Raw genomic sequence first — 12,543 nt, 5'->3', positions numbered from 1 at the left:
CGCTACAATCCGGGCGCCATGCCCGAGTCCTCGTCCCCATCCTCCGTTGCCCGCGCGTCCGACCTTCGGGCCGTCGAAGCCCGGCTCATCGCCGGGGCGGTGGCCTCGGACGACGGCGACGCGATCGTGACCGAACTCTGCGAAGGCCTCGTCGCCGCCGGGCTTCCGCTCTGGCGCCTCAGCCTGTCGGTGCCGACGATCGATCCGCTGTTCCGCGGCGCGAGCCTCGCGTGGCGCCGCGGCGAGGGGCTCGCCCTGTTCCCCGCCGCGCACGGGCCGGAGGGCGAGGCGAGCTACGCCCGCAGCCCGATCGCGTGGCTGCACGAGAACGAGCGCGAGAGCGTGCGCTGGCGGCTCGACGGCGCGGTGTCGGTGCCCGATCTCCCGCTGCTCGGCGAGCTTCGGAGGGCGGGCGGCACCGATTACCTGCTCCACCTCGTCGGCTTCGCGCCGGGCAGCGCCATCGAGGGCGCCGGCATCTCGTTCTCCACCGACCGGGCCGGCGGCTTCACGCCGGAGGACCTGGAGGCGCTGTCGGCGCTGGTGCCGGCGATCGCCCTGGCGACGTCGAAGCTCAGCCTCGCTCACACCCTGCGCGAGGTTGCCGGCACCTATCTCGGCCCCGCCACCGCCACGCGGGTGCTGGCGGGCGAAATCCGCCGCGGGCAGAGCGCGGTGGTGCCGGCGGCGATCCTGCTCGCGGATCTGCGCGGCTTCACGGCTTTGGCCGACCGCGACGATCCGCTCAAGGTCGTCGGCTGGCTCGACGAACATTTCGATGCGCTCGGCGAGCCGGTGCGGCGCCACGGCGGCGAGATCCTGAAATTCCTCGGCGACGGGTTTCTCGCGGTGTTCTCCGCGGCCGATCCGGAGGAACACGCCTGCCCGGCCTGCGCCGGGGCGCTCGCCGCCGCGCAGGAGGCGCTGGCCCGCAACGGCGAACTCAACGCCGCGCGTCGCCGACGCGGCCTGCCGACGCTGGAGGCTGACCTCGTCCTGCATTTCGGGCCGCTGGTGTACGGCAATGTCGGCACCGACCGGCGCCTCGACTTCACCATGATCGGCCGCGCCGTGAACGAGGCGAGCCGGATCGAGCGGCTCTGCGACGCGCTCGACCGCCATCTCCTGATCTCGGACGCCTTCGCCGGCCGGTGCGCCGCCACGCTGACGGAGGTCGGCGCCTTCGCCCTGCGCGGGGTCGAGCGGGCGCAGCGGATCTGGGCCCTGCCTCAGGAGGTGCGGCCGGACAGCATCCGGGCGAGCGCGCCGAGCGAGCAGCCGGCCAGATAGCAGGCGAGCACCAGCGCGGCGATCTCGATCCACAGGCCGGCACGCCCCGGCACGGTATCGAGCCCGGCGAGACCCAGAAGCAGGCCGAGCGCGAGCAGCGGCAGGCCCGCGGCGATCCTCGTCGCGCGCACGCGCGGGACACCCGCGAGGGCGCCGATGGCGAGGCCGAGCGCGAGGGAGGCGGCGAGCCCAGGCCAGAGCGGGACGACGAGGGAGATCACGAGCGAAGCGCGAGGCCGATGCCCTGGCGCTCGGTGAGCGGCGCGGCGCCCTCCGCGAGCGTGGCGCGGCCGAGCGGCACGCCTGCCTTCTGCAGGTAGTCGATGACGGCGAGCGCCCGCGCCCGCGCGAGATCGGCACCGGTCTCCACCGGGGCGGGAACGGGCTTCTCGATCTGAGCTGGCTTGGCGTCGGCCTTGTCGTCCCGCTTCGCCCTGCTCTTGTCGTCCTTGCCCTTCTCGTCCTTGGCCGACTTCGCTTCCGCCTTCTTCGCCGGGGCGGGCGTCGGCTTCGGTGCCGATTCGCGCGCGGCCTCCGCCGCGACGGGATCGGCCTCGGCCGGCTTGGCGTTCGGCGGGTCGAGATGGCCGACGATCTCGATGCGCTCGGTCGGGCAATCGCGGGCGAGTGCGGCCACGGCGTCGAGGACGGGGTAGAATTCGGCCGCCAGCGCCGCGCTGCCCGGCGCGAAGCGCAAGGGGTGCCCGACGATCCGTTCGGCGAGGCGGCGCCCGCATTCCTGCGGATCGAGACGCGCCGCCGTCTCGCCGCCCGAGACCGCGACGGCGGCGCTCCAGCCCGCCGGCATCGCCGCGGGCAGCGTGCGCGACAATCGGGCGGCGGCCTCCGGGTAGAGACTCGTGCCCGACAGCCGAACGCTCGTGCCGCGGACGGCGATCTCGCCGCCCGACAGCGTCGTCAGCGCGTCGAGTCCGGCTGCGACGGCGATCGTGAACCCGTCCGGTGCGCCGGCCGCCAGCCGCGTGCGGTCCCGGACCGCCTCGCGGAACAGGCGCGGGCGCAGGCGGGCGAGCAGGCTTTCGCGGGCGGCCTCGTCGGGCAGATGGCCGCTCAGCGTCACGCTGTCCGCGCCGCGGCGCACCCGCAGGACGTAGGGCACGATCGGCCGGGCGGTGAGCGCGACGGAGCCGGCGGCGAGGCCGGAGGGAAGGTCGTCGCGCAGCAGCGCCTCGATCTCGCCGACCGCTCCGGCATCGAGCGCGATGCCGGCGACCGAGATGCGGCCCTGCTCGTAGGCGACGCGGCCCTCGTGGAGCAGGGCGGCGACTTTCAGCAACGTCCTGGCGACGGCCGGACCGTCGAGGCCGAGGCTGCGGGCGTCCTGCATCCGGTCGTCGATCGCGGCGCCCTCGGCGCTCTCCGCAGCGGCGGCGCGAATCGCCTCGCGCGCCTCGGGCGAGGCGACGTGGCCGCCGAGTTCGAGGCTGCCGTCGGGCCGACGCTCCACCGTGAGGCGCAGATCGGCGACGACGGGCGGCAGGATCTCGACCGTGCCGAGGCTGAAGCCCTGCGGCGGGCGAGCCAGGGCAGTGCGGAGCGCATCGTAGGCGGCCAGGCTCGCGGCCTCCCCGCGTATCGAGATCACGGTGTCGTGGACGGTGGCGACCGAGCCTGTGGTCAGGTCGGCGAGCCGCTCGACCGCGTAGGCCGCCGCGTCGGGGAAGTCCGGCGGGGCACCGCGGGCGGCTCGCGTCCTGTCGTCGAGGGTCGCCGTGCGCGGCAGGACCGGCTTGAGCCGCTGGACCAGTTCGAAGGCGCCGATCTCGGCCGGGCGGCTGCCCGCGGCCTCCAGCCGGTCGGCGGCAGGCCGTTCCACGGTCCAGACGAAGGGGGAGGCCTCCTCGATCAGGCCGGTGCGGTCGATCAGCCGGCGCGTGCCCTCGATCCCGGCGAGTCGCCCGAGGGCGGCCTCGCGGTCGGGCGACTGCGGGGCCTCGCCCGCGGCGACGAGGTCGCGCCCCTCGACCCTGACCCGCAGCCACGGTTCGGGCTGGCCCTCCCCGGTCCTGCGCGCCACCTCGGCGGCGGCGCGGGCGATCTCATCCTCGATGCTCGGGACGGCGAGATAGGCGCTCGCCACGCCGATGAGTGCGAGGGCCGGCAGCCCGGCGAGCCAGCCGAGCCGGGTGCGAATGAAGGACATCGGAGAGGACAGGGACAAAGCGGGCCGACCTCGCGTGCCGCCGCGTCCGTGCGCCGGACGCCGGATGAGACGCAGGCGCTCAAGGATACGCGGGTTCGGGGCGACTTGAAGGCCGCGGCCCTCACGGGTTCCGATGAAGGCTCTAGACGCAAAAAACCCGGCCGTGAGGCCGGGGCTCGGAGGTTTTTGCTGAGGGCTCCCCCGCCCGTGAGCGGGGGAGCCTGATCGCAGGGTCTGCTTAGAAGTCGCGCTGGACGCGGAAGCGAGCCTGGTAGACGTCCTCCGAGGACACCGTGAACGGCGTGCCGCGGCTGGAGTCGTTGACGCGGCCGCTCTTGACGCCCGTCTTGATGTACTGGCCTTCCACGCCGATATCGAGATCCTTGACCGGCGACCAGATCAGGCTCGCGCCGGTGACGACCTGATAGGTGTCGCGGAGCGCGGCGCTGAGGTTGTAGCCGGCGAGGTTCGTCAGGTAGGACGGCGGGGACAGGCCCTGGCCCGCACCGATGATGCCGGTCGTCTGGCTGATGGCCTGACGCGCGCCCTGCGAGAACCAGATCTCGCCGTAGCTGGCGTAGAGGGCCGAGCGCCACTCCGGCGACCAGTAGTGGAGGAACGAGGCCACCGCCGTGAAGCTGTTGGACAGTTCGATCTTGCCGGTGAGCGGGTTGACGATCGCGTCCGACAGGTACTGGTTGAACGGATTGCCGGCGTAGGTCGCGGCGTTGCTCAGGTAGCCGGCGGTGAAGCGGTTGATGCCGGTGTAGTTGTTGGCACCCTCGCCGTAGGCACCCTGGAGGTAGAGGCCGTCGCCGGGAGCAATCCAGGGCAGGTTGAACTTTGCGCCGGCCTGAACCGCCCAGCCGTACTCGGTCTGGGCGCCGGGGGAGATGCCGCGGGCCGCGAGAAGGGCGGCGACGGCGGGGTTGCCGAGCGGGGTGGTAACAGCGCCGGGGGCGGGCGTCAGGTTGGTGAAGGCCGAGCCGGCGATGCCGCCGCCGATGTTGATGTCCTTGACGGCGGCCGAGAGCTGAGCCGAACCCCACGGCGCGTCGTAGCGCAGCGAGCCGACGAAGTCGGGCATGCGCGAACGCTGCACGGCGTCCACGAAGGTCACGGCCGTGGCGTTGCCCGCAGCGTTGGTGGCCAGGATGATCGGGGTCGGGGCCGTCGTGAAGAAGTTGTTCACGCCGCTCTGGCCCGGGACGAGGCCGGTGGAGCCGACGGCATCGGAGAAGAGCGGATTCTTGCGGTAGTTCGGGTCTTCCATCGAGATCGTGGCCGACCAGCCGCCGGCGAACTTCTGCGTCCAGGCGAGCAGGTTCGTGGAGGCGAGGTTGGAGCCCAGCGACGAGCCGATGATCTCGTAGTCGGCGGCGTAGAAGTCGAAGAACGAGGAGGCGCGACCGGCGGTCAGGCCGGCGAACTGCACGAACGCCTTGTCGACGTTCATGAAGTTCTGGACGCGGCCGAACTGGTCCTGGCCGGTGCCGGAATAGGCGTAGCCGATACGCAGGTTGGTGCCGGAGGCGAATTTGGTGTGGCCGGTGCGACTGGCGGCGTCGAGGCGCAGGAAGGCGCGCAGCGTGCCGTAGCCGGTCTGGGTGCGGGCGTCGACGTTGAAGCGCGCGAGGCCGGTGAAGCCCGAGAGGTCACCGCCGCCCGGAACGTTGCGGCTGTCGGAGCCGATGTAGCCGTATTCGGCGCGAGCGCGGCCCGAGATGCGCAGGCAGGTGTCGGTGCCCGGGATGTAGAAGAAGCCGGCACCGTAGGCGGTGCAGACGCGGACGTACTCGATCGGAACCGCCTTCTTCACCGGCAGGTCGGCGGCCTGAGCCCCGCCCACGACGGTCAGCCCCGCCGCCGTACCCAGGAGAAGGCTCTTGACGAGCTTCATTGTGAAACCTCCAGAAGTTTCGAGACCCACGGGATCGGACTTCTTCTGGGGCGCCCGCCTTCCGGCGAACCACGCCCGTCTCGTCCTTATTTCCCTTGGTGTTTGGCGCTCCCCGCCGGGACATCGACCAAACCTGCGTCGGGGTTCTCCCGTTCGCCGGGGCACCATGGGCGAGCGCGGCCGTACGGGCAACAGAGTCGGCCCCTGCAAAAGCTTCGGAGGCCGGCTTCTTGGGGGGCTGTTGCAGTCCCGCAACGTATTGGCCGTCCGCCCGGCCGGCTTTTCCCCAGAGGCCGGTAATTACAAAAGAACTTTGCTGTCTAATCGTGCCCGCCGCCGTTGCCGACGCGCATCACCGGGCGTCTCGGACCCGAATCCGTCAGGCCCTCACGACTCGCGCTGCATCTCCAGGGTCAGCCAGCGGTCCTCGGCGCTCGCCAGTTCGATCTCGGCCTTTTCCAGGAGGCCGGTGGCCTTGCTAAAGCGCTCCGGATCGCGGCCGTAGAGCCCGGAATCGGACAGGACCTCGCGCAGCTTGGCGATGCCGGCCTCCAGTTCGGCGATCCGTTTCGGCAGCGTCTTCAACTCGTGCTGCTCCTTGAAGCCGAGTTTCGTCTTCGAGTCCTTCGCGGCGTCCCTCGGCGAATCGGTGCGGGGCGCCCGCTCGCGCGGCTTCTCCTTGGACTCCCGCGCCTCCACGCCGCGCCCGCGCTGGGCCAGCATGTCCGTGTAGCCGCCGGCATACTCGACCCAGCGGCCCTCGCCCTCGCTCACCAGCACGTTGCCCGCGACCCGGTCGAGGAAGTCGCGGTCGTGGCTCACCAGGATCAGGGTGCCGGCAAAGTCGCCGAGCATCTCCTGCAGAAGGTCGAGGGTCTCGAGGTCGAGGTCGTTGGTCGGCTCGTCGAGGACGAGGAGGTTCGAGGCCTGGGCCAGCGTCCGGGCGATCAGCAGGCGGTTGCGCTCGCCGCCCGAGAGCACGCTCACCGGCGTGCGGGCCTGCTCGGGGGCGAACAGGAAGTCCTTGAGGTAGCCGACGACGTGGCGGCTTCGTCCGCCGACATCGACGGTGTCGCCGCGCCCACCCGTCAGCACCTCGGCCACGGTGGCGTTCGGATCGAGCGAGGCCCGGCGCTGGTCGAGATGGACCATGTTGAGGCCGGTGCCGAGGCGGATCTCTCCGGAATCGGGCGCGAGCGCGCCGGTGAGCAGGTTGATCAGCGTGGTCTTGCCGGTTCCGTTCGGGCCGACGATGCCGAGCCGGTCGCCGCGCACGACGCGGAGCGACAGGTCGTCGACGATTCTCCGGTCGCCGTAGGATTTCGACACCCGCCGGGCCTCGGCGATGAGCGTGCCGGAGGATTCGCCCTCGGTGGCGGTCATCACCGCCTGCCCCACGGGGCGGCGATGCTCGCGGCTCTTCCTCCTCAGGTCGTGCAGGTCGGACAGGCGGCGGACGTTGCGCTTGCGCCGGGCGGTGACGCCGTAGCGCAGCCAGTCCTCCTCCGCGACGATCTTGCGGTCGAGCTTGTGCTTGTCGCGCTCCTCCTCCTCGAAGAAGGCGTCGCGCCACGCCTCGAAGCTGCCGAACCCCTGCTCGATCCGGCGGGTGACGCCGCGGTCGAGCCAGATCGTCGCCCGCGAGAGCGCGGTGAGGAAGCGCCGGTCGTGGCTGATGAGGACGAGCGCCGAGCGCGAGCGCTTCAGCTCGGTCTCCAGCCACTCGATCGCGGGCAGGTCGAGATGGTTGGTGGGCTCGTCCAGCAGCAGGATGTCGGGTTCGGGCGCCAGCGCCTGGGCCAGAGCGGCGCGGCGCGCCTCGCCGCCCGAGAGCCGGGACGGCTCCTCCTCGCCGGTGAGGCCGAGGCTCTCCAGCAGGTAGCGGCCGCGATAGGCGTCGTCGCCCGGCGCGAGGCCGGCCTGCACGAAGTCGAGGATCGAACTGAATCCGGAAAAGTCCGGCTCCTGCGCGAGGTAGCGGACCGTCGTGCCGGGCTGGAGGAAGCGCTCGCCCCTGTCCGGCTCGGCGAACCCAGCGGCGATGCGCATCAGGGTCGACTTGCCCGAGCCGTTGCGGCCGACGAGGCAGGCGCGCTCGCCGGGCGCGATGGTCAGTTCCGCCCGCTCGATCAGCGGCGTGCCGCCGAAGGTGAGCGCGACGTCTTGCAGGGTCAGAAGGGGTGGGGCGGCCATGCCGGGCTTATGGCAGCAGCCGCAGCCCGGAACAAACCCGATTCGGAGAAGCCGTCAGGCGACCGGATTGGCCGGGCCGGTCGGCGTCGACTCGGGGATACCGGGGGCCTCGACCGGAATCTCGGTCGGCGTGCCGCCCGGCGCCTCGGCGGGGGTGCCGCCGGGAATCTCCGGTCCCGGACCGGGCTCGGGCACCTGCGGCGGCTCGACCGGGGGCGCGGGATCGGGCGTCGTCGGCTGCGGGGCTTCCGGGATCGGTCCGGGATTCGACATCGGTGGCGCGCCTCGGCTCGGGCGGCCGGCAGGGGCCGCGAACGAGGCCAACAGCCGCGCCCGGCCCGGGTTCCGCTACTTCTTGGTGATGAGCAGGTTGTTGCCCTCGCGGCCGACGATCTTCTGGATCTTGGCGGCGAAGACCGAGAGCAGCAGGGGCAGGCGCACCTCGACCCGCACGCTGTCGGGGCCGACATCGATCTGGCCGGTCACCGTCTGGGCCAGCGCCGTGACGGAATAGTCGAGGCGGTCGCCGGTCCAGTCGAGGGTGTTGATGGCGATGCCGCTCCGGCCCAGCGCGTCACGCGCCTTGGCGGTGCCCTCCGCGATGCGGCGGCGGGCTTCCTCGCGGCCGAGTTCGTGCGGAATCTCGACCACCATCGGCTTCGCCATCTCGACCTCTCCTCGTCAGTCCGGACGCAGGACTCGCCGGATTATGGGAAGGGGCCGTTCCCTCGGCAACGCCGTCCGTGTCTCACGACGCAAAGCGGGATTGCCGAGGGGCTCCGTTCGCGGAGCGATCGTCCGGTCCCGAAGCTCTGAAACGTCCGCTCAGCGCATCACGGAGAGGGACACGTAGCTGACGCCGCCGATGCCGAGCGCCCGGGCCGAGCCGCGCGCCAGATCGATCACCCGTCCGCCGACGAACGGGCCGCGGTCGTTGATGCGCACCACGACCGAGCGGCCGTTGGCCCGGTTGGTCACGCGGACGCGGGTGCCGAAGGGCAGGCTGCGATGGGCGGCGGTGAGTCCGTTGGGATTGAACCGCTCGCCGTTCGCCGTGCGGTGCCCGCTCCCGTACCAGGATGCCTTGCCCCCCTGGGCCTGGGCGGGCAGCGCGGCGGCGGTGCCGATGACGGTGGCGAGGCAGGCGGCGACGGTCCAGCTGGTGGCCTTCATCGTGGATCGCATTCCCTTGTTGTTGCGATTTGTTGCGAACGCCGCGGAAAATGAGCCCGAACCCGGCCAAAATAAGACAGCGATGTTGCATCGCAAAAATGCCCTGGATGCGACTACAGCCGGGGGCTTTCCGGGCAATGCCGATCCGGAAGAATTGATTATTTGCCGATGCATGGGTGCTCGCGCCCCCCAAATCGTCAATTCTTGTCGCGGAAGAATTCGGGCGCGGGTTCCATGCCGCTCGCGAAGCCTGTGCGGAAGCTTGCCCGAGCGGCGGCCGGCGGCAGATCAGCCCCGCATCCGCTGCATGGCCAAGCTCGGCAAAATCTGCCGACCCATAGTGAGACGCATGCTTCGCGAAACGGCAAACCGGGCCTTTACCGTGACCGCGCCATGGTCCGGTGGTCAGTCGCGTAACCGGTGTTTGCCATGGCTTCCCCGCGTACCGCGGTTGCCGGCGCCACCGCCCGGAAACAGGTCTCGCATACCGGGCGGATCGCGTCGGCGCCGCGGATGGGTCTCGCACCCTCCGTCCAGCGTCTCCCCAGACTTCCCCTCGACGAAATCCTCATCGGCGACTGCATCGCCGCCATGGAGCGCCTGCCAGCGGAAAGCGTCGACTGCGTCTTCGCCGACCCGCCCTACAATCTCCAGCTCGGAGAAGCCGGTCTCACGCGCCCCGACCACAGCGTGGTCGATGCGGTCGACGACGACTGGGACAAGTTCTCCAGTTTCGAAGCCTACGACGACTTCACCCGTGCCTGGCTGAAGGCTGCGCGCCGGGCGATGAAGCCGAACGCGACCCTGTGGGTGATCGGGTCGTACCACAACATCTTCCGGGTCGGGAGCGCGTTGCAGGATCTCGGTTACTGGATCCTGAACGACATCGTGTGGCGCAAGGCCAACCCGATGCCGAACTTTCGGGGTAAACGCTTCACCAACGCCCACGAGACCCTGATCTGGGCCTCGCGCTCGCCGCAGGCGAAGTACACCTTCCACTACGACGCCCTGAAGGCCGGCAACGAAGACCTTCAGATGCGCTCCGACTGGTTCCTGCCGCTCTGCACCGGCGAGGAACGGCTGAAGGACGGCGCGGGCCGCAAGGTCCACCCGACCCAGAAGCCGGAGGCGCTCGTCGCCCGCACGCTCATGGCCGCGACCAATCCCGGCGACGTGGTGCTCGATCCGTTCTTCGGCTCCGGCACGACCGGCGCGGTCGCCAAGCGTCTCGGCCGCCACTTCATCGGCTGCGAACGTGACAAGACCTACGCCGCGGCGGCGCAGGCCCGGATCGACGCGGTCGAGACCTTGTCCTCCGCCTCGCTCGCTCTGGCGACGCCCAAGCGCGCCGAGCCGCGGGTGCCGTTCCTCAGCGTGGTCGAGGCGGGGCTGGTGCGCCCCGGCGAGACGCTGACCGACGAGCGCCGCCGCTTCAAGGCGACCGTGCGCCCGGACGGACAGCTCGGCATCGGCCCGGCAATGGGCTCGATCCACAAGGTCGGGGCCCTGGTCCAGGGCCTCCCCGCCTGCAACGGCTGGACCTTCTGGCACGCGGAGCGCGGGGGCAAGCTCGTCTGCATCGACGAGTTTCGTAGTCAGATGCGGGCTCGTGCGGAGAGCTGAAAAAAGTCCCGGATTCAAAAAATCCGGGACAATTTCGAAGTCCATGTTATACGAGGTGATCCATAGTTCCGGTAGGGCTCTATGAGGCTAAGTATCCCGCGCAATCCGATAGCATTATATTTTATATTAACATATTTTGTAATTTGTTGCGCTCTTGCTTATTTGTTCAGTTTTAATGGAAGTTTATCGTCAATATCAAGCTTGCTGATTGTATTTTTCCCACAGGCAGTATTGATACTGATTCTTTTGCCATTCGTATTTGTAAAATACACCGCCATGATTAAGACAATCATCGCACTGATCGTGCTTGGGACTGCATACGAAGCCCTAATAATATTCATTTTGACAAATGATTGAATTTATTTTGGTACTTATAGACGACCGCTGATCGTTTGCGATTTAAGGTTGGGTCCTATTGTGTGCTGGCTTCGAAACTTGGACTTCGCCGTGTACCTGTCCGTGCCGAAACTCAGCGCGGCTTCGGCGCCTTCTTGACCACACGTCCCAAATCCGAAGGCCTTAAAGAGGGCGGCTTCGGAATCGGTCCGCGCCGCTTGACCGGCTCGGGCTCCGGCGGGGTGGCCAGATCGGGCTCCCGCACGGGCGGCGGCGCTACGGCGGCGACCGGCACCGGGCCGGCGAGTGCGTGGGCTAGCACCTTCTTCATCGCGCCGGGAAGCGGCTCCTCGTCGAGCTTTTCCCGCGGGGTGAAGCGCATGCCGTCCGGGGCCACTGTCCCGGCGGCGACGCGGGCGAAGAACACCGTTAGCTCCAGCGGGAAATGGGTGAAGCCGTGCTTCACCACGCCGGGCAGGCGCTTCCAGCGGGCGTCGAGGGGCGCGTCGAGCAGGCCCTTGGCCGGATCGTAATCGGGCAACCACGGGCTTCCGGGCGGCTCGGCCATCGCGCCGAGCAGGCCTTCCGAGGGGCGGGTGCGCAGGAGAACCGCCTCGTCGCCGGCGCGGAGCGCGACGAAGGCCGCGCCCTTGCGCAGCGTCCCCTTCTCCTTCTTCACCTTGCGCGGGAAGGTGTCCTGCAAGCCCTCGGAACGGGCGCGGCAGGGGCGCATCCACGGGCACAGCGCACAGGCGGGGCGCTTCGGGGTGCAGAGCGTCGCGCCGAGGTCCATCACGGCCTGCGCGAAGTCGCCGGGCCGGTCGTGCGGGACCATGCCCTGCGTCAGCAGGCGGATCTGCGCTCGGGCGGCGGGGAGCGGCGTCTCGATCGCGTGCAGGCGCGTCATCACCCGCTCGACATTGCCGTCCACCGCCGCCGCGGGCCGGTCGAAGGCGATGGCCGCGATGGCGCCCGCCGTGTAGGCGCCGATGCCGGGAAGTTTTCGTAATCCCTCTTCCGTATCGGGGAAGCGCCCGGCGGCGGCGACCGCCTTGGCGCAGGCGTGGAGGTTGCGCGCGCGGGAATAATAGCCGAGCCCGGCCCAGGCCGACATCACCGCCTCTTCCGGTGCGGCCGCAAGGGCCTGCACGGTCGGAAACAGCGTCAGGAATTTCTCGAAGTAGGGTTTGACCGCCGTGACGGTTGTCTGTTGCAGCATCACCTCGGAGAGCCAGACCCGGTAGGGATCCGGCCGCACGCCGGGGAGCGCGCGCCAGGGCAAAGCGCGGCGGTGCCGGTCGTACCATGTCAGGAGGTCGGCGGCCGAGGCGGCGGGCATGGTCCCAGTCCATAGCGGGGCCGGGCGGGCGGCAAAAGCGGCGCCGCGGTCCTACCGGTCGACAAAAATCCGCGACGACGTGTCGGGATCGGCCGCGCGACCGCGTCCTCGGACGGCAACCACAAGGGAGACACCACCATGTCCTACGTCGATGGCTTCGTGCTCGCCGTGCCGAAGGCCAATCTCGAAGCCTATCGAATCGTCGCCGCCAACGCGGCCGCGGTCTGGAAGGAGCACGGTGCGCTCGCCGTGGTCGAGGCGGTGGGCGACGACGTGCCCTACGGCGAACTGACCTCCTTTCCCCGCGCCGTGCAGGCCAAGGAGGACGAGGTCGTGGTGTTCTCGTGGATCGTCCACGCCTCCCGCGAGGCCCGCGACGTGACGAACGCCAAGGTGATGGAGGACCCGCGCATCACCTGCACGATGGAGACCATGCCCTTCGACGGGAAGCGCATGATCTTCGGCGGCTTCACGGCGATCGTGGAGGTGTGAGGTTTCGGCGCGACTCCCGGCGGGGCGGGCTTC

Annotated in this window: 11 protein-coding genes; 3 read left to right on the top strand and 8 right to left on the bottom strand. The window is 69.9% G+C overall.

Translation table 11 applies throughout. The features are described 5' to 3' along the window. Positions 1-18 precede the first annotated feature (18 nt). On the top strand, positions 19-1,290 hold the full coding sequence (locus tag HNR00_RS11795; RefSeq protein ID WP_183569431.1) for an adenylate/guanylate cyclase domain-containing protein: 1,272 nt from the start codon (positions 19-21) through the stop codon (positions 1,288-1,290). Here the strand turns inward: HNR00_RS11795 and HNR00_RS11790 are convergent. The 7 genes from HNR00_RS11790 to HNR00_RS11760 all read right to left on the bottom strand — a co-directional run bounded on the left by HNR00_RS11790 (position 1,230) and on the right by HNR00_RS11760 (position 8,720). Then, a complete protein-coding gene (locus HNR00_RS11790) occupies positions 1,230-1,511 on the bottom strand; it encodes a hypothetical protein (protein ID WP_183569429.1) in 282 nt (93 codons plus the stop codon). The two genes, HNR00_RS11795 and HNR00_RS11790, sit on opposite strands and share 61 nt — an antisense overlap. Further along, positions 1,508-3,454, bottom strand: a complete 1,947-nt coding sequence (locus HNR00_RS11785; protein WP_183569427.1) for an OmpA family protein — start codon at positions 3,452-3,454, stop codon at positions 1,508-1,510. Before HNR00_RS11785 ends, HNR00_RS11790 begins: the two co-directional genes overlap by 4 nt. Positions 3,455-3,692: 238 nt before the next feature. Further along, positions 3,693-5,354, bottom strand: coding sequence for a porin (locus HNR00_RS11780; RefSeq protein ID WP_183569425.1), 1,662 nt, complete (start codon positions 5,352-5,354; stop codon positions 3,693-3,695). 387 nt (positions 5,355-5,741) lie between these two features. Then, complete coding sequence (locus HNR00_RS11775) at positions 5,742-7,547, bottom strand: ABC-F family ATP-binding cassette domain-containing protein (protein WP_183569423.1); 1,806 nt, start codon at positions 7,545-7,547, stop codon at positions 5,742-5,744. 54 nt (positions 7,548-7,601) lie between these two features. After that, positions 7,602-7,820 carry a hypothetical protein gene (locus tag HNR00_RS11770; protein ID WP_183569421.1) on the bottom strand — a complete coding sequence of 73 codons (219 nt, stop codon included), beginning with the start codon at positions 7,818-7,820 and terminating at the stop codon, positions 7,602-7,604. 75 nt (positions 7,821-7,895) lie between these two features. After that, entirely contained in the window at positions 7,896-8,213 is a 318-nt protein-coding gene (locus HNR00_RS11765; RefSeq protein ID WP_183569419.1) for a polyhydroxyalkanoic acid system family protein, read from the bottom strand. A gap of 159 nt (positions 8,214-8,372) precedes the next feature. Then, positions 8,373-8,720, bottom strand: a complete 348-nt coding sequence (locus HNR00_RS11760; protein ID WP_183569417.1) for a septal ring lytic transglycosylase RlpA family protein — start codon at positions 8,718-8,720, stop codon at positions 8,373-8,375. A 429-nt stretch (positions 8,721-9,149) separates the two neighbouring features. On the opposite strand from HNR00_RS11760, the gene HNR00_RS11755 reads away from it, so the two are divergent. Then, positions 9,150-10,343, top strand: a complete 1,194-nt coding sequence (locus HNR00_RS11755; RefSeq protein WP_281383309.1) for a site-specific DNA-methyltransferase — start codon at positions 9,150-9,152, stop codon at positions 10,341-10,343. Positions 10,344-10,812: 469 nt separating this feature from the next. Here the strand turns inward: HNR00_RS11755 and mutY are convergent, their stop codons facing one another. Continuing rightward, the gene (gene mutY, locus HNR00_RS11750; protein ID WP_183569415.1) at positions 10,813-12,018 is read right to left on the bottom strand and encodes an A/G-specific adenine glycosylase; all 1,206 of its coding nucleotides are present in this window, start codon (positions 12,016-12,018) and stop codon (positions 10,813-10,815) included. A gap of 138 nt (positions 12,019-12,156) precedes the next feature. On the opposite strand from mutY, the gene HNR00_RS11745 reads away from it, so the two are divergent. Then, positions 12,157-12,510 (top strand): DUF1428 domain-containing protein, encoded by a 354-nt coding sequence (locus HNR00_RS11745; protein ID WP_183569413.1) that lies wholly within the window; start codon positions 12,157-12,159, stop codon positions 12,508-12,510. The last annotated feature ends 33 nt before the right edge of the window (positions 12,511-12,543 follow it).

The sequence above is a fragment of the Methylorubrum rhodinum genome, from assembly GCF_014199935.1.
GTDB classification, from domain to species: domain Bacteria; phylum Pseudomonadota; class Alphaproteobacteria; order Rhizobiales; family Beijerinckiaceae; genus Methylobacterium; species Methylobacterium rhodinum.
This window is presented reverse-complemented; position numbering and strand designations above follow the sequence as displayed.